This is a genomic window from Micromonospora sp. NPDC048930, assembly GCF_043197935.1.
Taxonomy (GTDB): Bacteria; Actinomycetota; Actinomycetes; order Mycobacteriales; family Micromonosporaceae; genus Micromonospora.
This window is the reverse complement of record NZ_JBICUB010000004.1, coordinates 519,082-543,265: the sequence shown is the minus strand read 5'-3', so window position 1 is coordinate 543,265 and position 24,184 is coordinate 519,082. Positions and strand designations below refer to the sequence as shown.

At 72.6% G+C, this 24,184-nt stretch carries 20 protein-coding genes; 10 read left to right on the top strand and 10 right to left on the bottom strand.

Annotation, left to right across the window (positions count from 1 at the left end; all coding sequences use genetic code 11):
* Nucleotides 1-98: 98 nt before the first annotated feature.
* Nucleotides 99-2,318 (top strand): HelD family protein, encoded by a 2,220-nt coding sequence (locus ACGFI9_RS14570; protein WP_393178483.1) that lies wholly within the window; start codon nucleotides 99-101, stop codon nucleotides 2,316-2,318.
* Between the two features lie 72 nt (nucleotides 2,319-2,390).
* Here ACGFI9_RS14570 and ACGFI9_RS14565 read toward each other — a convergent pair whose 3' ends face one another.
* Nucleotides 2,391-2,813, bottom strand: coding sequence for a hypothetical protein (locus ACGFI9_RS14565; RefSeq protein WP_393178444.1), 423 nt, complete (start codon nucleotides 2,811-2,813; stop codon nucleotides 2,391-2,393).
* A gap of 289 nt (nucleotides 2,814-3,102) precedes the next feature.
* Between ACGFI9_RS14565 and ACGFI9_RS14560 the strand changes: the two genes are divergently transcribed.
* Complete coding sequence (locus ACGFI9_RS14560) at nucleotides 3,103-3,480, top strand: hypothetical protein (protein ID WP_393178443.1); 378 nt, start codon at nucleotides 3,103-3,105, stop codon at nucleotides 3,478-3,480.
* Between the two features lie 63 nt (nucleotides 3,481-3,543).
* Here the strand turns inward: ACGFI9_RS14560 and ACGFI9_RS14555 are convergent, their stop codons facing one another.
* From ACGFI9_RS14555 to ACGFI9_RS14545, 3 genes are all read right to left on the bottom strand, one after another.
* Nucleotides 3,544-4,491 (bottom strand): sporulation protein, encoded by a 948-nt coding sequence (locus ACGFI9_RS14555; protein WP_393178442.1) that lies wholly within the window; start codon nucleotides 4,489-4,491, stop codon nucleotides 3,544-3,546.
* A gap of 221 nt (nucleotides 4,492-4,712) precedes the next feature.
* Nucleotides 4,713-5,489 (bottom strand): DeoR/GlpR family DNA-binding transcription regulator, encoded by a 777-nt coding sequence (locus ACGFI9_RS14550; protein WP_393178441.1) that lies wholly within the window; start codon nucleotides 5,487-5,489, stop codon nucleotides 4,713-4,715.
* A 29-nt stretch (nucleotides 5,490-5,518) separates the two neighbouring features.
* Entirely contained in the window at nucleotides 5,519-7,585 is a 2,067-nt protein-coding gene (locus ACGFI9_RS14545) for a beta-galactosidase (protein WP_393178440.1), read from the bottom strand.
* Nucleotides 7,586-7,864: 279 nt separating this feature from the next.
* Between ACGFI9_RS14545 and ACGFI9_RS14540 the strand changes: the two genes are divergently transcribed.
* From ACGFI9_RS14540 to ACGFI9_RS14515, 6 genes are all read left to right on the top strand, one after another.
* Nucleotides 7,865-9,193 (top strand): ABC transporter substrate-binding protein, encoded by a 1,329-nt coding sequence (locus tag ACGFI9_RS14540; protein ID WP_393178439.1) that lies wholly within the window; start codon nucleotides 7,865-7,867, stop codon nucleotides 9,191-9,193.
* Nucleotides 9,194-9,215: 22 nt separating this feature from the next.
* On the top strand, nucleotides 9,216-10,172 hold the full coding sequence (locus ACGFI9_RS14535; protein ID WP_393178438.1) for a carbohydrate ABC transporter permease: 957 nt from the start codon (nucleotides 9,216-9,218) through the stop codon (nucleotides 10,170-10,172).
* Nucleotides 10,169-11,080, top strand: a complete 912-nt coding sequence (locus tag ACGFI9_RS14530) for a carbohydrate ABC transporter permease (protein WP_393178437.1) — start codon at nucleotides 10,169-10,171, stop codon at nucleotides 11,078-11,080. The genes ACGFI9_RS14535 and ACGFI9_RS14530 overlap by 4 nt, the downstream gene beginning before the upstream one ends.
* Complete coding sequence (locus ACGFI9_RS14525; protein WP_393178436.1) at nucleotides 11,077-13,287, top strand: alpha-galactosidase; 2,211 nt, start codon at nucleotides 11,077-11,079, stop codon at nucleotides 13,285-13,287. Before ACGFI9_RS14530 ends, ACGFI9_RS14525 begins: the two co-directional genes overlap by 4 nt.
* A gap of 149 nt (nucleotides 13,288-13,436) precedes the next feature.
* Entirely contained in the window at nucleotides 13,437-13,829 is a 393-nt protein-coding gene (locus ACGFI9_RS14520) for a YciI family protein (RefSeq protein WP_393178482.1), read from the top strand.
* A 64-nt stretch (nucleotides 13,830-13,893) separates the two neighbouring features.
* The gene (locus ACGFI9_RS14515; RefSeq protein WP_393178435.1) at nucleotides 13,894-15,081 is read left to right on the top strand and encodes an RNA polymerase sigma factor; all 1,188 of its coding nucleotides are present in this window, start codon (nucleotides 13,894-13,896) and stop codon (nucleotides 15,079-15,081) included.
* A 68-nt stretch (nucleotides 15,082-15,149) separates the two neighbouring features.
* Here the strand turns inward: ACGFI9_RS14515 and ACGFI9_RS14510 are convergent, their stop codons facing one another.
* Nucleotides 15,150-15,758: a hypothetical protein gene (locus tag ACGFI9_RS14510; protein ID WP_393178434.1), complete on the bottom strand. Its 609-nt coding sequence runs from the start codon at nucleotides 15,756-15,758 to the stop codon at nucleotides 15,150-15,152.
* Between the two features lie 95 nt (nucleotides 15,759-15,853).
* Nucleotides 15,854-17,203, bottom strand: a complete 1,350-nt coding sequence (locus ACGFI9_RS14505; protein ID WP_393178433.1) for a cellulase family glycosylhydrolase — start codon at nucleotides 17,201-17,203, stop codon at nucleotides 15,854-15,856.
* Nucleotides 17,204-17,588: 385 nt separating this feature from the next.
* Between ACGFI9_RS14505 and ACGFI9_RS14500 the strand changes: the two genes are divergently transcribed.
* Nucleotides 17,589-18,551, top strand: a complete 963-nt coding sequence (locus tag ACGFI9_RS14500) for a TIGR03557 family F420-dependent LLM class oxidoreductase (RefSeq protein ID WP_393178432.1) — start codon at nucleotides 17,589-17,591, stop codon at nucleotides 18,549-18,551.
* Nucleotides 18,548-19,393, top strand: coding sequence for an alpha/beta fold hydrolase (locus ACGFI9_RS14495; protein WP_393178431.1), 846 nt, complete (start codon nucleotides 18,548-18,550; stop codon nucleotides 19,391-19,393). Before ACGFI9_RS14500 ends, ACGFI9_RS14495 begins: the two co-directional genes overlap by 4 nt.
* A 299-nt stretch (nucleotides 19,394-19,692) precedes the next feature.
* On the opposite strand, the gene ACGFI9_RS14490 is transcribed toward ACGFI9_RS14495, so the two are convergent.
* From ACGFI9_RS14490 to ACGFI9_RS14475, 4 genes are all read right to left on the bottom strand, one after another.
* On the bottom strand, nucleotides 19,693-20,496 hold the full coding sequence (locus ACGFI9_RS14490; protein WP_393178430.1) for an endonuclease/exonuclease/phosphatase family protein: 804 nt from the start codon (nucleotides 20,494-20,496) through the stop codon (nucleotides 19,693-19,695).
* 10 nt (nucleotides 20,497-20,506) lie between these two features.
* Nucleotides 20,507-21,997: a phosphatase PAP2 family protein gene (locus ACGFI9_RS14485; protein WP_393178429.1), complete on the bottom strand. Its 1,491-nt coding sequence runs from the start codon at nucleotides 21,995-21,997 to the stop codon at nucleotides 20,507-20,509.
* A gap of 72 nt (nucleotides 21,998-22,069) precedes the next feature.
* Nucleotides 22,070-23,071 carry a YihY/virulence factor BrkB family protein gene (locus tag ACGFI9_RS14480; protein ID WP_393178428.1) on the bottom strand — a complete coding sequence of 334 codons (1,002 nt, stop codon included), beginning with the start codon at nucleotides 23,069-23,071 and terminating at the stop codon, nucleotides 22,070-22,072.
* Complete coding sequence (locus ACGFI9_RS14475; RefSeq protein ID WP_393178427.1) at nucleotides 23,064-24,071, bottom strand: diacylglycerol/lipid kinase family protein; 1,008 nt, start codon at nucleotides 24,069-24,071, stop codon at nucleotides 23,064-23,066. The genes ACGFI9_RS14480 and ACGFI9_RS14475 overlap by 8 nt, the downstream gene beginning before the upstream one ends.
* Nucleotides 24,072-24,184 lie beyond the last annotated feature (113 nt).

Here is a 24,184-nt window from a genome sequence, read left to right as displayed (position 1 = left end):
ATTTTAGGCCATGAGGAGCCCGCTTGTCAACGCACTCCGACGTATCGGGTGAGCTGCACCAGGACGACGAGATCGGTCGCGAGCAGGAGTACGTCTCGATGCTCTACGACCGGCTGGACGGCATGCGGGAGCAGGCCGCCTGCCGGCTCACCGAGGAGCTGCGGACCACCGGCGGCACGCAGCAGGCCCGCTCCCAGCGCGACTCCGCCGTCGGGATGTACGCCGAGCAGGTCGAGCGGTTCTCCGCGGTGGAGAGCGGCCTCTGCTTCGGCCGGCTCGACGGGGACGACGGCTCCCGCCGCTACATCGGCCGGATCGGCATCTTCGACACCGACGGCGACTACGACCCGCTGCTGATGGACTGGCGCGCCCCGGCCGCCCGGGCGTTCTACCTGGCCACCGCCGCCAACCCGCAGGGCGTACGCCGGCGTCGGCACCTGCGCACCCGGGAGCGGAAGGTCACCGGCCTCAACGACGAGGTGCTGGACATCGCCGCCGCCTCCCCCACCGCCCACGAGGAACTGACCGGCGAGGCGTCGCTGCTCGCCGCGCTGAACGCCGGGCGGACCGGCCGGATGCGGGACATCGTCGAGACCATCCAGGCCGAGCAGGACCGGATCATCCGGGCCGACCTGCCGGGCGTCCTGGTGGTGCAGGGCGGACCCGGCACCGGCAAGACCGCGGTGGCGCTGCACCGGGCCGCGTACCTGCTCTACACGCACCGGGAGCAGCTCTCCACCCGGGGCGTGCTGCTGGTCGGCCCGAACGCCACCTTCCTGCGCTACATCTCCCAGGTGCTCCCGGCGCTGGCCGAGACCGGGGTGCTGCTGCGTACCCCGGCCGACCTCTTCCCCGGGGTGAGTGCCCGGCGCGCCGAGCCGGCCGTGGCCGCCGCGCTGAAGGGGCGCGCGGTCATGGCCGAGGTGCTGGCGAACGCCGTCCGGGACCGGCAGTGGGTGCCCGACGAACCGCTGGAGATCGAACTCCCGCAGCGGGAGATCCTCACCCTCGACCCGGAGGTGGTCCGGCAGGCCCGGGAGCGGGCCCGCCGCTCCCAGCGCCCGCACAACCTGGCCCGGGCGCTGTTCGACATCGAGATCGTGCACGCCCTCGCCGCCCAGGTCGCCGAGCGGATCGGCGCCGACCCGCTCGGCGGGGAGAACCTGCTCTCCGAGGCCGACGTCGCGGAGATCCGCCGGGAGCTGCGCGAGGAGCCCGAGGTCCGCGCCACGCTGGACCAGCTGTGGCCGGTGCTCACCCCGCAGCGCCTGCTCGCCGACCTGTACGCGAGCCCGGAGCGGATCGCCACCGCCGCGCCGATGCTCACCGACGCCGAGCGGGCGCTGCTGCACCGCGAGCCGGGCGGCTGGACGCCGGCCGACGTGCCGCTGCTGGACGAGGCGGCCGAGCTGCTCGGCGAGGACGAGCGGGCCGCCGTGGCCCGCCGTGAGCGGCTGCGCGCCCTGGAACGCGAGTACGCCGAGGGCGTGCTCGAGATCTGGCGGGGTTCCCGCTCCATCGACGTCGAGGACGAGGCCGACGGCGGTGAGATCCTCGGCGTGACCGACCTGATCGACGCCGACCGGCTGTCGGAACGCCAGGAGGACGCCGAGCGGCTGACCACCGCGCAGCGGGCCGCCGCGGACCGGCGCTGGGCGTTCGGGCACGTCATCGTCGACGAGGCGCAGGAGCTGTCGCCGATGGCGTGGCGGCTGCTGATGCGCCGCTGCCCGAGCCGGTCGATGACCATCGTCGGGGATGTCGCGCAGACCGGGGCGCTCTCCGGCACGCCGTCCTGGGCCGAGGCGCTCGATCCGTACGTGGCGGACCGGTGGCGGCTGGAGGAGCTGACCGTCAGCTACCGCACCCCGGCCGAGATCATGGCGGTCGCCGCCGACGTGCTCACCGCGATCGACCCGGCGCTGCGCCCGCCCCGCTCGGTACGCGCCAGCGGCGTACCGCCGTGGGACCGTACCGTCGCGGCGGACCGGCTCGCCGCGGAGCTGGTCGAGGCCACGGCGCGGGAGGCGGCCGGGCTGGCCGACGGCCGGCTCGGGGTGATCGTGCCGACCGGCCGGGTGGCCGAGCTGGGCGCGGCGGTCGTCGCCGCGCTGCCCGAGGCCGCGGTCGGCGAGCAGCCCGAGCTGGAGAACCGGGTGGTGGTGCTCACCACCGAGCAGGCCAAGGGCCTGGAGTTCGACTCGGTGCTGGTGGTCGAGCCCGACCGGATCGTCGCGGAGTCCCCCCGCGGCCACAGCGACCTCTACGTCGCCCTCACCCGGGCCACCCAACGCCTCGGCATCCTCCGCGTGGCCTGACCCCGTCCACCCGCGCGTCGATCATGAGGTTGGCGGCGATCTCGATCTCCCCGAGCGCCGCCAACCTCATGATCAACCAGGGTTCGGCTCTTCGTCCGTGAAGTTGCCGACCTGGCTGCCGGTTGACGAGGCGTCACTGGTGGAGCCACCGGCCGGAGTGCTCAGGCCGCCGGTGGTGGCGTCGCCGGTGGTGGTCGGGGCCACCGTGCCCCGGTGCCGTTCCGGCTGGCGGGCCAGCCGGCGGGCGCTGGCCGGTCCGGCGGTGCCCCCGGTCGTGGTGATCGCACCCTGGCCGCCGGTCGGGCCGCCGTCACGGAGCACGTTCGCGTCCACCGGGGTGTGCGCCGGGTCGTCCGGATCCTGCTCCTGGATCACCCGCGTCACGTCGGTCTGCGGCACGGTGACCTCGTCGAGCGCGCCCTTGCCGTACACGCCGCCGGCGACCCGCTCCTCGGCCCGGCGGGCGGCGTCCTGCCGCATGTCGTCCTCACGCACGTCAACCACCTCGCTGATTGCTCGGGATCCTCTGTGCGTGCCCGACCACCGGCGGCCCAAACCGGGCCGGCGCCGGCACCGGCCCGGGGCAGTCCGGTCCGTGCCCGGCTGTCCGGTCCCGCGGCGGGGCCCCGCGCTGCTGCTATCCGGCCCAGGGACGGTGTTACCTCTCCAGGCGCACGGGTAGACGGGGGGTGCCCCCGCCATGAACGCGAACCGTGCCGTGGCCGAAACGCGGTAGCGGGGCGAGGGAGTGCAGGGAACGACTCATCAATCCTGAGGAGGACAGATGAGCACGCAGGCTGCATCCACCAGGCCCATGAACCGTCCGGCGCCGGACGTGCAGAACCGGGCCGCCATGCAGGAGGCGCCGACCCGTCCGATGGCCGCGATGCCCGACGGGCACCGGCAGGCGATGGCAGCTCCGGGCACCGAGACCAAGCCGTCGTTCGCGACCACCGAATTCTGGGTCTACGTCGCCGCCGTGGCGGCCGTGCTGGTGGCGTCCTACCTGGTCGGCAAGAACTCGGTCGGGGTGGACATCTTCCGCGCCCCGCAGGCCTGGTTCTTCATCACCCTGCTGACCATCGGTTACCTGGGTAGCCGTGGTCTGGCCAAGGCCGGAAGCAACTTCCGCAGCGGTGAGGAGCGCCGGGCCCGGCACTGACGGAGCAACACCTGAGACGACGGTGGCCCCGGGGACAACCCCGGGGCCGCCGTCGCGTCGTGCCTACTCGAAGTCGCCGCCGAAGTCGCCGAAGTCGCCCTCGAAGGCGTCCTCGATCAGCTCGCCGGCGACCAGGCCGCCGGCCACGCCCAGCGCGGCACCGGCCACCATGCCGCCGATGCCGGAGCCGTGCCGGCCGTGGTGCGGGGCGCCGAAGCCGTGGGCACGCAGGTTGCCGTAGCGGGAGGTGGTCTCCCGCAGCCAGCCGTCCACCACCTGGACCCAGTCGGTCCGGTCGGCGTCGGCGTGCGGCACGGCGTACCGGCCGAAGACGTCGTGGCCGGCGGTGAGGAAGCCGCCGCGCTTGTCGCACTCGAGGATCACCTCGACGCCCCGCTGGCTGGTCACGAAGGTCAGCTCGACCTCGTTGATCACCTGGGCGTACTGCGGCGCGGCGAAGAACTCGATCTCCTGGTAGAACGGCAGCGTCTGCTGCACCCCGTGGATGTGGCCGCGCTCCAGGTCGGCGTGCTTGAACCGGAAGCCGAGCGCCTGGAAGGCGTCGAGGATCCGCTCGTGGATGGGCAGCGGGTGCACCGCCACCTGGTCCAGGTCGCTCTTGTCCACCGCGCGGGCCACCGCCAGCTCGGTACGCAGCCCCATCGTCATGCCGTGCAGCCGCTGCCCGTACACGTCGGTGACCGGGGTCTCCCACGGCACCGGCAGCTGGAACGGGATCGAGAGCTGCTGCTTCGGGGCCAGCTCCAGGGGGCCGCTGACCGGCATCCGGTGGAACTCCATGATGCCGGCGTACTCGGAGTCACCGCCCTCGATCTCCACCCGGGTGACCAGGCCGACGGCGATGTGCTCGATGCTGGCCGGCGCGTCACCGCCGATCAGGTTCACGTGCCCGTCGAGGGACAGACCGGGCCGGGTGTTCGGGTTGGTCAGCACCGTGTCGACGCTCGGGCCGCCCACGCCGAACGCGCTCAGCATCTTCTTGAAGACCATTGCCACTCCCGCTTCCACCGTCGGCACGCTCCACCGTGGAGCGCACAGGGGCCACGAAAGGCACCCTAACCTGCGGCGCTGTGAAGTGCCTGTGAGCGCGAGGAGTGAGCCGGTCCTGCGAGCCCCGCAGTCGCGAACGAAAAGGTGGCCCTGTGAGCGCGAGGAGTGAGCCGGTCCTGCGAGCCCCGCAGTCGCGAACGAAAGGTGGCCCTGTGAGCGACTCAGTCGGCGTCGACGACGATCAGCTCGCCGACCTGCTCGCCGATCTGGCGACGCGCCTCGGGCGGCAGCCCGCCGTCGGTGATCAGGACGTCCGCCTCCTCCAGCGGGGCGATGGTGGCGATGCCGATGGTCTCCCACTTGGTGTGGTCGGCGAGCACGACGAGCCGCCGGGCGGCGCCGATCAGCCGCTTGTTCACCGCCGCCTCCAGCAGGTTCGGGGTGGTGAACCCGGTCCGCTGGCTCATCCCGTGCACGCCGAGGAAGAGCAGGTCGACGTTGAGGGCGGCGATGGCCGCCTCGGCCACCGGCCCGGTCAGCGCGTCCGAGGGCGTACGGATGCCGCCGGTGAGCACCACGGTCTGGTCGGGGCGCGGGTTCTGGTAGAGCACGTCGGCGACCGGGATGGAGTTGGTGACCACGGTGAGGCCACGGACGTCGGCGAGCCGGGCGGCCAGGGCGGCGGTGGTGGTGCCGGCGGAGAGCGCGATCGCCATGCCGGGCTCGACCAGGCCGGCGGCCCGCTCCGCGATGGCCCGCTTCTCGGCCTGCTGCCGGATCGACTTGGCGGCGAAGCCCGGCTCGTCGGCCGAGCCGGGGCCGGCCAGCGTCGCTCCCCCGTGGACCTTGTCGACCAGGCCCCGTTCGGCGAGCACCTCGAGGTCCCGCCGGATCGTCATGTCCGAGACGCCGAAGCGGCTGACCAGGTGGCTGACCCGGACGCCGCCGCGCTGGCGGATCAGCTCCAGGATGGCGCTCTGCCGTTGCTGGGCGAGCATGGACCCTCCTTTGGGTGCGCGGGGCACGATCAGGCGGCCTCGGCCGTCCGCGCCGTCGGGTCGTCGCCCGCCACCCCGGCCGGTACCGACTGGCGGGCGGCGCGGTCCGGCGTCTCGCGGACCACCGCCACCTCGCCGGCCGGGACGACCAGTTCGCCGTCGCTGCGCCCGCCGCCGAGCAGTTCGGCGCCAGTGACCGCGAGCCGGGCCTCGGCGTCGGTGTGGTTGACGACGAACAGCCAGCTCCGCCCGTCGTCGGCCCGGCGGCGGACCACCTCCACGCCGGCGGGGGCGGCCACCGGCGGGCGGACGCCGGACTCGGCGAGCAGCCGGGCGACGAGCCGGTCGGTGGCCGCGTCGTCGAGCCGGGTGCCGACGTACCAGGCGGCGCCGTCGCCGACCGCGTGCCGGGTCAGCGCGGGCACCCCGGGCAGCGGACCGTCGGCGTACGCGGCGAGCACCTCCGCGCCCTCGGCGTGCAGCCACTCGGTCCACACGTCGGCGGTCGCGCCGTCGTCCAGGCGGACCCGCTCGCCCGCGCGGAGCGGGAAGAACTCCTCGGTACGCACCCCGAGCAGGTCCCGGAACGCGCCCGGGTAGCCGCCCAGCCGGATGTGGTCGTGCTCGTCGACGATGCCGCTGAAGTAGGTGACCAGCGCCGTGCCGCCGGCTTCGACGTACCGGCGCAGCGCCGCGGCGTCGGCGTCACGGACCAGGTAGAGGGTGGGCACCAGGACGAGCCGGTACCGGGACAGGTCGGTGGACGGGTGCACCACGTCGGCGGTGCCCCCGGCCCGCCAGAGCGCGCCGTGCAGGGCGGCGAGCCGATCGGTGTAGGTGACGTCGACGCTGGGGTGGGAGTCGAGTTCGGCGCCCCACCAGGCCTCGTAGTCGAAGAGGATCGCCACGTCGGCCTCGACCCGGCTGCCGCGTACCTCGGCGAGGGCCTTCAGGTCGGCGCCCAGCCGGCAGACCTCGCGGAACACCTTCGTCTCCGGGCCGGCATGCGGGACCAGCGCGGAGTGGAACTTCTCCGCGCCGGCTCGGGAGGCCCGCCACTGGAAGAAGAGCACGCCGTCGGCGCCGCGTGCCACGTGCGCGAGGCTGTTGCGGCGCAGCTGGCCGGGCGCCTTGGCGACGTTGCGCGGCTGCCAGTTGACCGCGCTGGTGGAGTGCTCCATCAGCAGCCACGGCGCGCCGCCGGCGACGCCGCGGGTGTGGTCGGCGGCGAGGGCCAGGTCGACCTGCGGCTGCGGGTGGGCGGCGATGAGGTAGTGGTCGTTGGCGACCAGGTCCACATCGGGCGCCCACGAGTGGTAGTCGAGGTGCTTGATGCCGGTGCCGATCATGAAGTTGGTGGTGACGGGCTGCGGGGCGAGCCGGGCCAGCAGCTCCCGCTCGGCGCGCAGCTGGGCGCGCTGCTCGTCGGAGGAGAAGCGCAGGAAGTCGAGCTGCTGGGTCGGGTTGGCGAAGGTCGGGGCGGTACGCGGCGGGTTGATCTCGGCCCAGTCGTGGTAGCGCTGGCTCCAGAACGCGGTGCCCCAGGCGGCGTTGAGCGCCTCCAGGTCGCCGTAGCGGTCGCGCAGCCAGCGACGGAACGCCTCGGCGCTGACGTCGCAGTAGCAGTGCACGTTGTGGCAGCCCAGCTCGTTGGAGACGTGCCACATCACCACGGCCGGGTGCGCGGCGTACCGGCCGGCGACGGCCTCGACCAGGGCGAGCGAGCGCTCCCGGAAGATCGGTGAGCTGGGGCAGTACGCCTGCCGTCCGCCCGGCCAGAGCACGGTTCCGTCGGCGCGGCGGGGCAGCGTCTCCGGGTGCCGGTGGGCCAGCCACGGCGGCGGGCTGGCGGTGGCGGTGGCCAGGTCCACGCTGATCCCGCCGTCGTGCAGCAGGTCCAGCGCCCGGTCCAGCCAGTCGAACTCGAAGCGCCCGGGGGCGGGCTCCAGCAGTGCCCAGGAGAAGATCCCGACCGAGACCAGGTTGACGCCGGCCCGGCGCATCAGCGCGACGTCCTCGGTCCAGGTCTCCTCGGGCCACTGCTCCGGGTTGTAGTCGGCGCCGTACCAGATGCTCTCGCCGTGCCAGGTCCGCATGGGTGCAGAGCGTGCCCCCGAACACCACCCAAGTCAACGCTTTCCAACATCGACAGAAATTTCAACGTTTACTTGGTCGCGCCCTTGTCACAACTGGGTTATCGCTCTCCATCCGCCCTCTTGACAGGGCGAAACCAAGGGGTAGCTTCAACCGCCACCGGCTGCTTGTGTTCGGACATGTGGATTCACGGTGAATCTACCGCTGCCGGCACGAACACCGATCGCCGCCACCACTCACGGCCCTTGGGCGCAGCGCACCTCTTCCATGCAGGAGGCACAATGTCCCGTCCCCGCTCGCAAGCCGAGTACCTCGCCCGACTCGTACCCCCGTCCGTCGCCGGCCTGAACCGCCGCTCGCTGCTCGCCGGCGCGGCCGGCGCAGGTGCGCTGCTGGGCACGGGACTGCTGGCCGGCTGCGGCTCCGACTCCGACTCCGGCGCCGGCTCGAAGACGGTCTCGGTCGGCTCCAACGCCTCGGACCCGACGCCGAAGGACGTCCTCGCCAAGCTGGCGGCCGGCTTCCAGAGCTCCTCCGGGGTCCAGGTCAACATCAACACGGTCGACCACAACACGTTCCAGGAGAACATCAACAACTACCTGCAGGGCAAGCCGGACGACGTGTTCACCTGGTTCGCCGGCTACCGGATGCGGTTCTTCGCGGCGAAGGGCCTGGCCGGGGACGTCAGCGACGTCTGGGGCAAGCTCTCCGGCTTGTCGGACGCGTTCAAGAAGGCGTCGACGGGCGACGACGGCAAGCAGTACTTCGTGCCGGCGTCGTACTACCCGTGGGCGGTCTTCTACCGCAAGTCGGTCTGGCAGCAGCACGGCTACCAGGTGCCGAAGACGCTCGACGACTTCACCACGCTCGCGGGGCAGATGAAGAAGGACGGCCTGGTCCCGATCGCCTTCGCCGACAAGGACGGCTGGCCGGCGATGGGCACCTTCGACATCCTCAACCTGCGGATCAACGGCTACCAGTTCCACGTCGACCTGATGGCCGGCAAGGAGGCGTGGACCTCCGACAAGGTCAAGAAGGTCTTCGACACCTGGGCCGGGCTGCTGCCGCTGCACCAGCCCGACGCGCTGGGCCGCACCTGGCAGGAGGCCGCCCAGTCGCTGCAGCAGAAGAAGAGCGGCATGTACCTGCTCGGCCTCTTCGTCGCCCAGCAGTTCAACAACGACGAGCAGGACGACATCGACTTCTTCACCTTCCCCGAGATCGACTCGACCATCGGGGCCAAGGCCCTGGACGCGCCCATCGACGGCTACATGATGGCCCGCAAGCCGAAGTCCGAGGCGAACGCCAAGAAGCTGCTGGAGTACATCGGCGGCGTCGACGCCGCGAACATCATGGTGAAGGGCGACCCCGGCACCCTGGTGGCCAACACCGGCGCGGACACCAGCGGCTACACCGCGCTGAAGAAGAAGGCCGCCGAGCTGGTCGGCTCGGCGACCGAGATCGCCCAGTTCCTCGACCGCGACACCCGGCCGGACTTCGCCTCGACGGTGATGATCCCGGCGTTGCAGCAGTTCATCAAGAACCCGAAGGACATCGGCGGGCTGCTGACCAGCATCGAGAACCAGAAGAAGTCGATCTTCACCAGCTGACGGCGGAAAGGGGGAGGACACCATGTCCGACCTGCCCCTGATCCAAGCGGATCGCGCCGTACCGCCGCCGGCCACGACCACCACCGCGCGTGGTCGTGGCCGCCGGCTACGGCTCCTGTCCCGCACCGACCGCGTGGTGATCACGCTGATGGTGCTCGTACCCCTGCTGCTGGTGGTCGGCCTGGTCTGGCTGCCGGCGGCGGCAACGGTGCTGCTGTCCGGCACCAACTGGGACGGCATCGGCCCGCTCGGCGACATCAACTGGGTCGGCCTGAAGAACTACGACGACGTGGTGAACATCTACCCGCCGTTCGTGCCGGCGATCCAGAACAACCTGCTCTGGCTGGTCGCGCTCTTCGTGGTGGCCACGCCGTTCGGCATGTTCCTCGCCGTGCTGCTCGACAAGGAGCTGCGCGGCAGCCGGTTCTACCAGACCGCGCTCTACCTGCCGGTGGTGCTCTCGCTGGCCCTGATCGGCTTCGTCTGGCAGCTCATCTACAGCCGTGACCAGGGCCTGCTCAACGCGCTGCTCGGCGGCGACACCGACTGGTACGGCGACCCGCACGTCAACATCTGGGCGGTGCTCGTCGCCTCCGGCTGGCGGCACGTCGGCTACATCATGCTGCTCTACCTGGCCGGCCTGAAGGGCGTCGACCCGTCGCTGCGCGAGGCCGCCGCCGTGGACGGGTCCTCGGAGACCAGCACCTTCTTCCGGGTGGTCTTCCCGGTGATGCGTCCCATCAACATCATCGTGCTGGTGGTGACGGTGATCGAGTCGCTGCGCGCGTTCGACCTGGTCTGGGTCGTCAACAAGGGACGCAACGGGCTGGAACTGATCTCCGCGCTGGTCACCGCGAACGTGGTGGGCGAGGCCAGCCGGATCGGCTTCGGTTCGGCGCTGGCGACGATCATGCTGGTCGTCTCCCTGGTCTTCATCACCCTCTACCTGGCCACCGTGATGCGGGAGGACAAGCGATGACGGCCGCGACCCTGACCCGCGAGAGCTCGGCCGCCGCGCCGGCCGGGCGCCGCCGGCCGCTGCGGCCCGCCCGGGTGGTCCTGCACCTCTTCCTGGGTACGGTGGCCGTCGGCTGGCTCTTCCCGATCCTCTGGGCGGTGCTCACCTCGCTCCGGTCGTACGAGTACACCGCCAGCCACGGCTACGTCTCGCTCGGCGGCTGGACCGTCGACAATTACCTCACCGCCTGGCGGACCGCGGAGTTCGGCAAGCACTTCCTCAACTCGATCTACATCACCGTCCCGGCGGTGCTGCTGACGCTCTTCCTGGCCTCCTGCGTGGCGTTCGTGATCGCCCGGTTCAGCTGGAAGTTCAACATCGCCCTGCTCGGCCTCTTCACCGCGGCGAACCTGCTGCCGCAGCAGGCCCTGCTGATCCCGCTGTTCCGGATGTTCACCGAGATCCCGCTGCCCGCCTGGATGAGCGACTCCGAGCTGCTGTACGACAGCTACTGGGGGCTGATCCTGGTCAACGTCGCCTTCCAGTGCGGCTTCTGCGTCTTCGTGCTGAGCAACTACATGAAAGCCCTGCCGCACGAGCTGTACGAGGCGGCGATGGTCGACGGGGCGAGCGTCTGGCGGCAGTACTGGCAGGTCACCATGCCGCTGTGCCGGCCGGCCCTGGCCGCCCTGGCCACCCTGGAGGTGACCTGGATCTACAACGAGTTCTTCTGGGCCACCGTGCTGATGCGCACCGGCGACAAGTTCCCGGTCACCAGCTCGCTGAACAACCTGCGCGGCGAGTTCTTCACCGACAACAACCTGGTCTCGGCCGGCTCGGTGCTGGTCGCGATCCCCACCCTGGTGATCTTCTTCCTGTTGCAGAAGCAGTTCGTCCGGGGCCTGACCCTGGGGGCGTCCAAGGGATGACCATCGTCCACCTGCGCCGCGCGCGGACCAGCCTGGTGCTCGACGCGCGCGGGCCGGGACTGCCCCGGATCCTGCACTGGGGCGCCGACCTCGGCCCGCTGCCCGCCGACGAGCTGCCCGCCCTGGTCGACGCCACGATCCCGCCCGTGGTCCCGAGCAGCTTCGACGCGCCCACCGTGCTGTCGCTGCTGCCCGAGGCGAGCGCCGGCTGGAGCGGCCGGCCCGGCCTGGCCGGGCACCGCGACGGCCGGGACTGGTCCACCGCCTTCCGCCTCGACGGGGTGGACGTGGTCGACGGCGCCCCGGCACCCGGTCGCGTGGCGGTGGGCGGGGAGGCGGTGCGCGTATCCGATGAGGAGCGGGACCGCGACGGGGCCGGCGCCGCGCGGGTGACCGTGCGGGCGGCGGACCCGGGCGCGGGGTTGTCGCTGACCGTCGAGATCACCCTGGACGCGGCGGGGCTGCTGACCCTGCGGCACCGGCTGCGCAACGACGGCGACGCCCCCTACGAGGTACGGGAGCTGACCCCGGTGCTGCCGGTCCCGGCGGTCGCCACCGAACTGCTCGACCTGACCGGCCGCTGGTGCCGGGAACGGACCCCGCAGCGGCACCCGTGGCCGATGGGCGCCTGGGTCCGGGAGGGCCGGCACGGCCGCACCGGGCACGACGCCACGCTGCTGCTGGTCGCCGGCACGCCCGGCTTCGGCTTCGGGCACGGCGAGGTGTGGGCGGTGCACACCGCGTGGAGCGGCGACCACGTCACCGTCGCCGAGCGCCGCCCGACCGGCGAGTCCACCCTGGGCGGCGGTGAGCTGCTCGCCCCGGGCGAGATCGTGCTCGCCCCCGGCGACGAGTACGCCACTCCCCTGCTCTACGCGGTGCACTCCGCCGCCGGGCTGGACGGGCTCAGCGACGTGCTGCACACCCACCTGCGGGCCCGCCCGCAGCACCCGCGCACCCCGCGCCCGGTGACCCTGAACGTCTGGGAGGCGGTCTACTTCGACCACGACCTGGACCGGCTCACGGGTCTCGCCGACCGGGCCGCCGAGGTGGGCGTGGAACGCTTCGTGCTGGACGACGGTTGGTTCCGGGGGCGCCGGCACGACCGGGCCGGGCTGGGCGACTGGTGGGTCGACGCCGACGTCTGGCCCGACGGGCTGCAACCGCTGATCGACCACGTCCGCAAGCACGGGATGCAGTTCGGGCTCTGGGTCGAGCCGGAGATGGTGAATCCGGACTCGGACCTGTTCCGGGCCCACCCGGACTGGCTGCTCCAGACCCCCGGCCGGCTGCCGCCGGAGTGGCGGCACCAGCAGGTGCTCGACCTGGCGCACCCCGACGCGTACGCCCACCTGCTCGACCGGCTGGACGCGGTGCTGTCGGAGCACGACGGGATCGCCTACCTGAAGTGGGACCACAACCGGGACCTCACCGAGGCCGGGCACGCCGGCCGGCCCGGGGTGCACGCGCAGACCGTGGCGGTCTACCGGCTGCTGGACGAGCTGCGCGCCCGGCACCCGGGCGTGGAGATCGAGAGCTGCTCCTCCGGCGGGGCCCGGGTCGACCTGGAGATCCTGCGCCGCACCGACCGGGTCTGGGCCAGCGACTGCAACGACGCCCTGGAGCGGCTGTCGATCCAGCGCTGGACCGGCCTGCTGCTCCCGCCCGAGCTGATCGGCACCCACATCGGACCGGAGCGCTCGCACACCACCCACCGGGTGCACGACCTGGGCTTCCGGGCGACCACCGCGCTCTTCGGCCACCACGGCATCGAGTGGGACATCAGCGGCATCACCGCGACAGAGCGGGCCGAACTCGCCGCCTGGGTGGCGCTGCACAAGCGGCTCCGCCCGCTGCTGCACGCTGGCCGGGTGGTCCGGGTGGACCACCCCGACCCGGCCGTCCAGGCGCACGGCGTGGTCGCCCACGACCGCTCCCACGCCGTGTACGCGGTCTCCCGGCTGGCCACCTCGGTGGCGCAGACGCCGGGGGTGGTGCGCCTGCCGGGGCTGGACCCGTCCCGGCGTTATGCCGTACGACCGCCGGCCGGGGTGCCGGAGCCGGCGGTGCTCCAGTTCACCGAGCCGGGCTGGCTGGCCTCGGGCGACGGGGTGACGCTGAGCGGGTCGGTGCTGGGCGTGGTGGGGTTGCAGGTGCCCGCGCTGCATCCCGAACAGGCGCTGCTGCTGGAGGTCACCGCCGTCTGAGGGGCGGTCCGGGTGCGGTCGACGCGGGCGGCACAAGAATTTCGGAAATTCTTCCCCGGCGGATGTCGAGAACCGGGGTGGCGGCTTCTACCTGCGGGTGGAAGCACCGAGAATCGGTGCACGGACGTGAGGAGCGAACCGTGAAGTACATGCTGCTGATGCAGTTCAGCGCCGCCGGGGCCGACTTCCCGTCGATCGACACCTGGACGCCGGAGGAGATCCAGGCGCACATCGGCTTCATGCGGGAGGTCAACGCGAAGCTCGCCGCCGACGGGGAGTGGGTCCAGGGCGAGGGCCTGGGCGGCCCGCAGCAGGCGCGGATCGTCCGGGCCGGGGAGAACGGCGCCCCGGTGGTCACCGAGGGGCCGTTCGCGGAGACCAAGGAGTTCCTCGCCGGCTGGTGGATCGTGGACTGCGAGACCCCGGAGCGGGCGGTCGAGATCGCCGCGCACATCTCCACCGCGCCCGGGCCGGGCGGGCGACCGCTGAACATGCCGATCGAGGTGCACCCCGTCATGTCCGCCCCACCGCAGGAGATCTGACCTGGGCATACCGGATCACACCGTCGAGGACCTGCTGCGCGAGCTGGCGCCGCAGGTCCTCGGCGTGCTCGCCCGCCGGTTCGGTGACTTCGCCACCGCCGAGGACGCGGTGCAGGAGGCGCTGCTGGACGCGGCCACCCAGTGGCCGGCCGAGGGGCTGCCGGACAATCCGCGCGGCTGGCTCGTCCAGGTCGCGTACCGCCGGATGATCGAGCTGGTCCGGGCCGAGACGGCCCGCCGGGACCGGGAGGACCGCGCGGCCCGGCGGGAGGGCGACGACCGGCGGACCGCGCCGGCCGCGGACGAGCCGCTGGCCGCGGACCGGGACGACACCCTGGTCCTGCTCTTCCTCTGCTGCCATCCGACGCTCTCCACCGCGTCGGCGATCGCGCTGACCCTGCGGGCGGTGGGCGGGCTCAGCACGGCCGAGATCGCCAACGCCTTCCTCGTCCCCGAGGCCACCATGGCGCAACGGATCAGCCGGGCCAAGCAGCGCATCAGGAGTTCCGGGCTGCCGTTCCGGATGCCCGACGACGGGGAACGGCAGGCCCGGCTCGCCACCGTGCTGCACGTGCTCTACCTGATCTTCACCGAGGGGCACACCGCCAGCCTCGGCGCCGACCTGCGCCGGGTGGACCTGGCCGAGGAGGCGATCCGGCTGGCCCGGGCGATGCACGCGCTGCTGCCCGACGACAGCGAGGTGGCCGGCCTGCTCGCCCTGATGCTGCTCACCGAGGCCCGGGCCGCCGCCCGGACCGGACCGTCCGGCGAGCTGATCTCCCTGGCCGACCAGGACCGCAGCCGGTGGGACGCGGCGGCGATCGCCGAGGGGACCGCGCTGGTCACCCGGGCGATGGCCCGCGGACCGGTCGGGCCGTACCAGCTCCAGGCCGCCATCGCCGCGCTGCACGACGAGGCGCCGAGCGCCGAGCAGACCGACTGGCCGCAGATCCTCGCCCTCTACCAGGTGCTGGAACGGATCTCCGGCAACCCGGTGGTGTCGCTCAACCGGGCGGTGGCGACCGCGATGGTGCACGGCCCGGCCGCCGGGCTGGACGCCCTGGGCACGCTGGCCGGCGACCCGCGGCTGGCCGGGCACCACCGGCTCGACGCGGCCCGGGCGCACCTGCACGAGATGGCCGGCGACCGGGAGGCCGCGGTGGCGCACTACCGGGCCGCCGCCGGGCGGACCACCAGCCGGCCCGAGCAGGAGTACCTGCTCCTGCGGGCGGCGCGACTGGCGACCCGTTGATCCGCCCCACCTCGGCGAGGTGGCGGGGTCCGGGGGTGGATGGACACCGCCAGGTCGCCGAACCGGTGTCAGTGCACGACCAGACTGAGCCCGAAACCGGCGAGCAGCGCGGCCAGCATGATGCCGGCGACGGCCGCGACCACGCCGAGCACGGAGGGGTCCCGGTACTGCCGTTCGACGTACCGGACCGGCGCGCTCCGGTCGACCCGCTGCCACTTCTGGCCGTTGGCGTCGGTGAAGATGATCTCGATGGCGGAGAAGTCGTCGAGCGCCTGGAGCACCTCCGGCTCGAGTTCGTCGGGGAACCGGAGCTCGCCCTTCTCCTCACCCACCAGGACCGGAACGTGGTGGGTCGGTCCGATCGAACCGCCGGCCCACACGTACCGGATCAGCACGTCCAGGACCGGTGCGCCGCTGAAGTTCAGCAGCCGGTAGCCCACCTGGGCGGGGAGGGCCCGCGCGCCGGGGGCCCGGAACGGCTCCGGCTGGTCGAGGACGGCGAGGACCAGCCGCGCCTGGGCCGCCTCGGCGTCCCGCTTCTCCTCCCGGCGTACCCGCACCTCATGCCGGAAGAGCAGTCCGGTGAACAGCACGGCGACCGTCGACATCAGCAGGCCGGCCAGACTCCCCCAGGCCTGCATCCAGTCGGTGACCTTCGGCGCTTCCTCGGCGAGCACCGGGCCAGGGTAGAGGAGTCGATCACCTCGGTGCGTACCGCGGAAGGGGGGTGGCCGGGTCCGCGCGGACCCGGCCACCGGTGGTACGGCGGTGGTCAGCTCGCGGTGCAGGTCACCGCCGGCACCGCGTTGCTGCCGGTCCAGCTGCCGAGGAAGCCGAAGGTGGTGCTGGCCCCGGCGCCGAGCCGGCCGTTGTAGTCCACGTTGCGGGCGGTGTACGTCGACCCGCTGCTGCTGATCGTGGCGTTCCACGACTGGGTGACGGTCTGGCCGTTGGCGAAGGTCCACTTCGTCGTCCAGCCGTTGATGGCGGCCGCGCCGACGGTCACCTTGACCTCACCCTGGAAGCCGCCCTGCCACGAGTTGACGATGGTGTAGCTGGCGGTGCAGCCGCCGGGGGGCGGGGTGGTCGGGCTCGGGCTGGTGGTGGGGCTGGTCGTCGGGCTCGGCGAGGTGGTGCCGGAGTAGACCGACGCCTCCTTGGCGGTGGCCTTGATCCCGTTGGCGCCGTTGAAGATGCGCTGGCCCCAGCTGGTCAGCTGGTTCGGGTCGAAGTTGGTGGCCATGTCCAGGTACTCGACGCCACCGCCGTTGCCGCTCCACGACCAGCCGAGGTAGCCGATCCCGTTGGCCTGGCTGTACGCCATGATGGTGTCCTCGTCCGGGTTGCCGTCGGAGTGGTTGAAGCCGAACTCACCGACCACGATGGGCAGTCCGGCGGTGCGGAACCGGCCCAGGTAGTCGGTGATCTCCGCGGCGGTGTCGAAGACGCCGTACATGTGGATGGAGAAGACGGTGTTCTTCTGCGGGTCGGCGGTGAAGACGGTGCCGGCGTTGTCCCGCATGGTGAAGGACCAGTCCTGCCCCCAGTTCGGGCCGTCCACCATGATGGTGTGGGTGAGGCCGCCGGCGCGCAGCCGCTTGATGGCGTTGGCGGTGTCGGTGGCCCAGGTGGCGTAGCCCTGGTTGCCGTACGGCTCGTTGCCGATGTTGACGATGACGTACTTCTCCTGGCCCTGGAGCGCGCTGGCGATGCTCAGCCAGTAGTCCACCGCCCGGTCCAAGGTGATCGCCCCGCTCTGCTCGCCGTAGCCGGTGGTGTCGTGCACCTCCAGCACGCAGATCAGCTTGTTGGCCTTGCAGAGCGAGATGACGTTGGCGACGTCGGCGGTGTCGTTCTTGGCCCACCGGTCGCCGCTGGCCAGCACCACCCGGACGGTGTTCGCGCCGAGCCGCTTGATGTTGGCGAACGAGCTGGTCTGCTGCGGGTACCAGGTGTGCGCGTGGTTGACCCCGCGCATGACGAACTCGGTGCCGTTGGCGTCGTAGAGCCGCCCGTTCGAGACGGAGAACCCCGCGGCGGCGTGCGCCGGCTGCCCGTAGGCGAAGACGCCGGCGAGGACCGTCAGCAGGGCGGCGCCCGCGACGGAGAGCAACTTCTTCATGGTTGTCCTCAGGGAGGTCTCCCCCGTGCCCAGGTGGGGGTGCGGTGGTGGTGACGTAGGCGAAGGCGGCTGAGCCCGACAGCCGCCGCCCGACTCCCGGCGGACGCAGGCATCAGCGTAGGGCGATGGAACGCGGAAGGCAACCGGTTAAGTTCATCGATGGCCAAGGCGTTGTCCTGTGGCGACCCGTGTCGCCACGGGCCGCCACAGGGGCGGTCATCCCCACCACAGGATTTGCGCCACCCGGGTCTGAACCGGTTAAGCCCGGAACTGTAGGCATCCTCCCCCGCGCCGTCAAGACATCCGGCGGCAGCGGAAGTGGACACCAGGGTTGACCCCCACGGGTCGGGGTATCCGGTGACGATCCGCCCGGAAGGAGAAGCGCATGGTCCACGTCGGCTACACGCTCATGTGCGAACAGGCCGGCCCGAAGCAGCTGGTCGACTACGCCGTCCGCGCCGAGGCCGCCGGCTTCGACCATCTCGTGATCTCCGACCACTACAACCCCTGGCTCGACACCCAGGGTCACTCCCCGTACGCCTGGTCGGTGCTCGGGGCGGTCGCGCACGCGACCAGCCGGGCCGAGCTGCTCTCCTTCGTCACCTGCCCGATCCGGCGCTACCACCCGGCCGTGGTGGCGCAGAAGGCCAGCACGGTCGGGGTGCTCTCGGACGGCCGGTTCACCCTCGGTCTGGGCGCCGGGGAGAACCTCAACGAGCACGTGGTCGGCGGCTGGCCGCACGTCCAGCAGCGGCACGAGATGTTCGAGGAGGCGCTCCAGATCATCCGGCCCCTGCTGAACGGGGAGACGCTGACCTTCTCCGGCAACCACTTCGACGTGCCCGACGCGTACGTCTGGGACCGGCCGGACCGCCCGGTGCCGATGGCCGTCGCCGCGTCCGGCCGGCAGTCGGCCACCCTCGCCGCCGAGTACGCCGACGCCCTCATCGCCACCGACCCGCTGCCGCACCTGGTCGAGATGTACGAGGAGGCCGGCGGCGCGGGCCGCCCCCGCTACGGCCAGGTGGCGATCTGCTACGGCCCCGACGAGGCCGAGTGCCGCAAGATCGCGCACGACCAGTTCCGGTGGTTCGGCATGGGCTGGAAGGTCAACGCGGACCTGCCCGACCCGGGCGCGTTCGAGGCGGCCACCCAGTTCGTCCGGGAGGACGACGTGGCGCAGGGCATCTCCCTGGGGCCGGACGTGGACAAGCACGTCGAGGCGGTCAAGAAGTTCGTCGACGCCGGCTTCACCCACGTGGCGGTCGTGCAGATCGGCGGCGACAGCCAGCCGATGTTCCTCGACTGGGCGCAGGAGCAGCTGCTGCCCCGGCTGCGCGCGCTGTGACGAGGCCACCCGCCCGGCCCTCGCCGCCGGGCCGCTTCGGGCCGGCGGAACTCCGCCTCGCCCTGGCCGCGCCCCGGCCGGCCGCCGGGCTGACCAGCGAGTTCCGGCTCGTCGACGGGCTGCGGACGCACACCCGCCGCTCGGCCGACCCGGGCGGCGGGGCGCCGGCCATGGTGCTGGTGCACGGGCTCGCCGTCTCGCACCGCTACCTCACCCCGCTGGCCGTCGCCCTCTCCCCCACCCATCCCGTGTACGTGCCGGACCTGCCCGGCTTCGGCCTGACCGAGCGCCCCGGCACGGCGTACGACGTGCCCCGGCACGCCGCGCACCTGGCGGCCTGGCTGGCGACGTACCGCCTGGACCGGGTCTGCCTGGTCGGGCACTCGTTCGGCGCGGAGGTGGCGGCCGCCCTCGCCGCCCGCCGTCCCGACCTGGTCCGCGCCCTGGTGCTGGCCGGCCCGACCAGCGACCCGGCCGCCCGCAGCCGCCGTGGTCAGCTCGGCCGCTGGCTGGTGGACAGCCTGCGGGAGGCCAAGTTCCAGGCGCCGATCCTGCTGCGGGACGTGTGGGACGCCCGGCTCTGGCGGGTCCTCGCCACCCTGTCCCACTCGGTGCACAACCCGATCGAGGCGGACCTGGTCCGGGTCACCGCCCCGACGCTGGTGCTGACCGGGTCCCGCGACCCGGTCGTCCCGACCGGCTGGCGGGAGGAGGCGGCCCGGCTGCTCCCCGACGGCCGGTCGGCCGTGGTGCCGGGTGCCGCGCACAACGTCGCCACCACCGCGCCCGCGCAGGTCGCCGACGCGATCCGCACCCTGCTGGCGCCCGCCCTGCGAAGGTGAGTCCATGCGTATCGGGAACACCGAGATCCGTCCCGCCGGAGGCGGCCTCGGCTGCCTGCTGATGATCCTCTTCTCGATTCTGGCCTCGGTGGTGCTGACCGTGCTGCTGAACCTGATCCTCTGACCGCAGCGTCACCGTAGTCAGCGGCGGCAACGCGACGGTGATCGACTCGGGTTGCGGCATGGCGCGGGATCACCGGGCCGCAAGGCCGCCCCTTGCGGAATCCCGAGCCGGGCCACCGCCACCTGCCGGCGCCGCCGAGCCGGGCCAACGACGGCCCGGCCAGCTGTGACGCCGGTCAGGCCGGGTCCAGCGCCAGGTCGGCCAGGACCGGATAGTGGTCGGAGGCGGTGTCGGCCGGGTCGTCGCGGACCACCCGGACCGCGCGGGTCAGGGCCGCCAGCTCCGGGGTGGCGAGCAGGTAGTCCAGCCGCATCGCGGCGAACTCCGCCCCACCGTGCCGGGTCGGCACGGTCAGCCCGGCCGGCTCGGCCCCACCGGCGTACGGCCAAAGGTCGACCAGGCCGGCGTCGAGCAGCCGGGCCACCGCGCGGGTGTCGACGGTACGGCTGTCCCGGCGCAGGTGCCGCCGCCGGTAGAGATCGGCGAGGCCGGCCAGCCGGGCGGTGTGGTCGACGGTCGGCTCGAGGGTGTTCAGGTCCCCGACGAGCAGCGCCAACCGACCCCCGGTTCGCCGGAGGGTCGACGCCAGCCACTCGGCCTCCATCCGCCGCCGGCCGCCGGAGTACGGGTCGAGGTGGGTGCTGAACACGGTCAGCGGGCCCGCGGACGTGGCCACCTCGACCCGGATCGCGGCGTGGTGGAAGGGCCGGCGCACCCGGCCGGACCGGAGCACCCGCAGCGGCGCCCGGACCAGCACCGCCACCGGCTGCCCGAAACAGGACCGGGCCAGGTGGGGCAGCATGCCCACCCGGCCCGCCAGCTCGGCCATCCGCCCGTCCCGGTCGAGCCCACGCAGCTCCTGCAGGGCCAGCACGTCGGGGCGCTGGGCGGTGACGACCGCGACGATCCCGTCCCACCGGTCGGTCCCGTCACGGTCCCGCCCGCCGGTACGGATGTTCCAGGTCATCACCCGCAGCATCGACGCCAGGTCACTCCTCCCGGCCGGCCTTGGCCAGCTCGTCGTCCAGTTCGTGCACCTGGTCCGACTCGATGGCCGGCTTGTTGCCCTGCTGCACGTCGGCGTTCGGGCGGACCACCCAGTAGAGCAGGGAGATCCACAGCGCGCCGAGCAGGATCGCGCCCATGAAGTCGGTGGGGTGGTGCATGCCCCGGTACATCCGTGAGGTAGCCACCCCGACCGGCATGATCACGGCCATCGCCACGAAGAGCCACCGCCACCAGCGGTCCGTCCGGGCGAACACGATGATCGCCATCGCGCTCCACAGGCAGATGGTGGCCGCGATGTGCCCGGACGGGAAGGACGAGGTCGGCATGTGGCCGTCCAGGTTCGGCACCGGCGGGCGGGGCCGCTCGACCACCCGGGCGCTGGCGAGGAAGAGGCTCAGCTCGCCGAACATCGCCAGCACCACGAAGAGCACCGGCCGCCAGCGCTTCCAGACCGCCAGCACGAGGGGGCAGAAGACCAGCGAGACCAGCAGGATCGCGTGGGTGTCGCCGAACTTGCTCCACCACCAGCTCAGCTCGGTGAGCTGGTCGGTGCGCCGGGCGGCGAACCACTGCGGGACCTCGGTGTCCAGGGCGTCGAGGAAGGTGCCCTTGGCGTGGTAGCTGACGACCATGCCGAAGCCGTAGAGCGCGCCGAACACGATCACCCAGCCGACCAGCAGCTCGGCCACGGCGGAGCGGGGATGCTCCAGCACGTGCTCCTCGGCCGGCGCGGGCTTGATCTCCTGCCCCGCCTCCGGCTCCAGTCCCTCGCTGATCGGCGGCACCGGCCGGCCCCGCTCGCGCCGCCAGAGCCGGAAGGCGTACGCGGTGACGCCGAGCCAGGCCGCGCCGAGCAGCCAGCCGCCGAGCACGTCGGAGACGAAGTGCACGCCCAGCGCGATCCGGGTCAGCCCGATCAGGAGGACCAGCACGCCGACGATCGCGATGGCCGGCCTGCGCCAGCGGGGCGCCAGGGCCGGCAGGAAGACCAGCAGCAGCGCCCCGTACGCGACGAACGAGCCGAGCGCGTGCCCGCTCGGGAAGCTGTTGCCGGGGGCGTGGGTGATCGGCACGTCGACCACCGGGCGGAGCCGTCCGACCAGCGCCTTCAGCGACGGGTCGAGGATCAGCCCGCCCGCCCCGGTGACGATCAGGTAGGCCGCCAGCCGGGACTGGCGGCGGATGAGCAGGCTGATCACGGCGATGGTGACCAGCCAGATCAGCACCGGCCGGCCGCCCAGGTCGGTGATCGCCTGGAGCACGGTGACCAGGGGGTGGTGCGGGGCCACGAGCTGGTTGAACCACTCGGCGGCCTCGTGGTCGGCGTGGTAGAGCGGCCCCCAGTGGAACCGGACGAGCATGAGCAGCACGCCGAACCCGACGCCCGCGCCGGCGACGGCGAGCAGCCCCGCGACGCTGCGCTCGGCGAAATGGCCGAGTGGCCGGCGGGCCGTCTCCTTGACCGCGGTCACCGCAGCACCTCCCTTGTCGTCCGCGAGGCGCGCTGTACCCGATTCCGGGCCCGCGTACACGCGGGGGCGGCGTCAGAGGGCGGTCATGTCGCCGGTGTCGAGCAGTTCCTCCCGCTCGGCCTCCGGCTCCCAGAGGTCGGGCTGGGCGGGCTCCTCCACGCCGATCCGCATCGCCTCCAACTGGGCGGCGAAGGCCAGCCCGCCGAAGAGCGCCATCCCGGTCAGGTTGGCCCACAGCAGCAGCGCCATCATCCCGGTCAGCGCCCCGTACGTCTGCCCGAAGCCGGCGCTGTACTTGACGTAGCCGGCGAGCAGCACGCTGGCCAGCCACCAGAGCACGGTGGCGATGCCGGCGCCGAAGAAGAGCCAGGACAGGCCGGGCTGCTTGCGCCGGGGCGCGTGCCGGAACAGCACCGCCACGGCCAGCACGGTCAGGCCGAGGCTGAGCGGCCAGCGGACCACGTCCCAGGCGGCGTTGGCGAAGCTGCCCCACTCGTAGTGCCGCCGCACCGACTCGCCCATCGCCCGGCCGCCCACCAGGATCAGGAACCCGGCCAGCGCGGGCACGCCGGCGGTCAGCGCGAGGACGGCGGCGCGGGCGTACTTGGCCAGCGCGGGCCGGTCGCGCTCGACGCCGTAGATCCGGTTGGCCCCCCGCTCGATCTGGGCCATCACCGTGGTGAGCGCGACCAGCCCGGTGAGCAGGCCGAGGGTCAGCGCCAGCTCGCCGGCCCGCTCGGCGTGCTCGGAGTCGACGAGGAGCTCCTGCACCACGGACTCGCTCTGCCCGGGGGTGAGCGCGAGCACGGTGTCGGCGACCACCCGACCGCCCTCGTCGGCCCCGAGATCGGTGATCAGGCCGGTGAGCGCGATCAGGAACGGCACCACGGCCAGGCAGAGCTGCAGGGCGAAGGCCCGGGAGTGGCTGAAGCCGTCGCCGTAGCGGAACCGGATGAAGGCGTCCCGGAGCAGGCACCAGCCCCCGTGCCGGCGCAGGGTGTGCCAGGCGTCGTCGGCGGAGAGTTCCTCCGCCGCCATCAGCCGGGTCTCGGGCACCAGCTTGGTGCTACTCACGGCGAGTCTCCTCGACCAACCGTTCGCCGCGCTCGCCCGCCGCTTCGGCGTCCACGGACAGGTCGGGGTGACGCGCCGGTCGCGGCACGCAGAGCCAGAGCGACTCGGGCCGGATCTCGGCCTTCAGCGACCGGCCCGGCTCGATCAGGTCGCCGTCGAGCTGCCGGGGCTGGGCGCGGTTGCTGGTGATCTCGACCTTGCGCCCCCGGAGCACCTCCATCCGGGGCACGCTGCCCCGGCGGCGTACCAGGGCCCAGCCCATCGCCAGCCAGTGCCCGAGGGTCCGCGGGGTGAGCACCGCGACGTCGAGCCAGCCGTCGTCCGGCTCGGCGTCGCCGAGCAGGCGTACGCCGCCCTGGAGCCGGCCGACGTTGGCGACCAGGACCGAACGGGCCCGGCGGCGCAGCGGCGGCCCGCCGTCGATCCGGATCGACACCCGCATCGGCCGGTCCCGCAGGTGCCGGGCCGCCCCCACGAGGTACGCCGGCCAGCCGATCCGCTGCTTGGTCGTCTCGGAGGTGGAGTCGAGCATCTGGGCGTCGAAGCCCATCCCGGCCATCACCGCGAAGCAACTGTCGCCCACGACGCCGACGTCGAGCCGCCGCATGCCCCGCTCGATGGCGACCTCCAACCCGGCGGCCAGGTCGTTGGAGAGGCCGAGGTTGGCGGCGAGCAGGTTGCCGGTGCCCTGGGGCAGCACGGCGAGCGCGACTTCCGTGCCGGCGAGCGCGGTGACGCAGGCCATCACGGTGCCGTCGCCGCCACAGGCGAAGACCACCTCGGCGCCGGACTTGACGGCGGCCTCGGTCTGCCCGCGGCCCGGGTCCTCGACCGTGGTCTCGTACCAGCTCGGCGCGGGCCAGCCGGCGGCGTCGAGGGCGTCGTTCACGGTCCGGCGGAAGTCGTCGAGATCGGTCACCTTGGTGGGGTTGACCACCACCGCGGAGCGTGGCGCAGGGTTGTCCGCGGTCACCGGGCGCTTGTCCTGTCCACCGTCCACGGCGTCAGTGTGCAGCAACTCAGGCGGGTCAGCGAGCCGACGGAGACCGACGTTGCGTGGACCGCAAACAGGTTTGACCGCGGGCCGTACGGGTTAGCCCGGCCGGGCCGGGT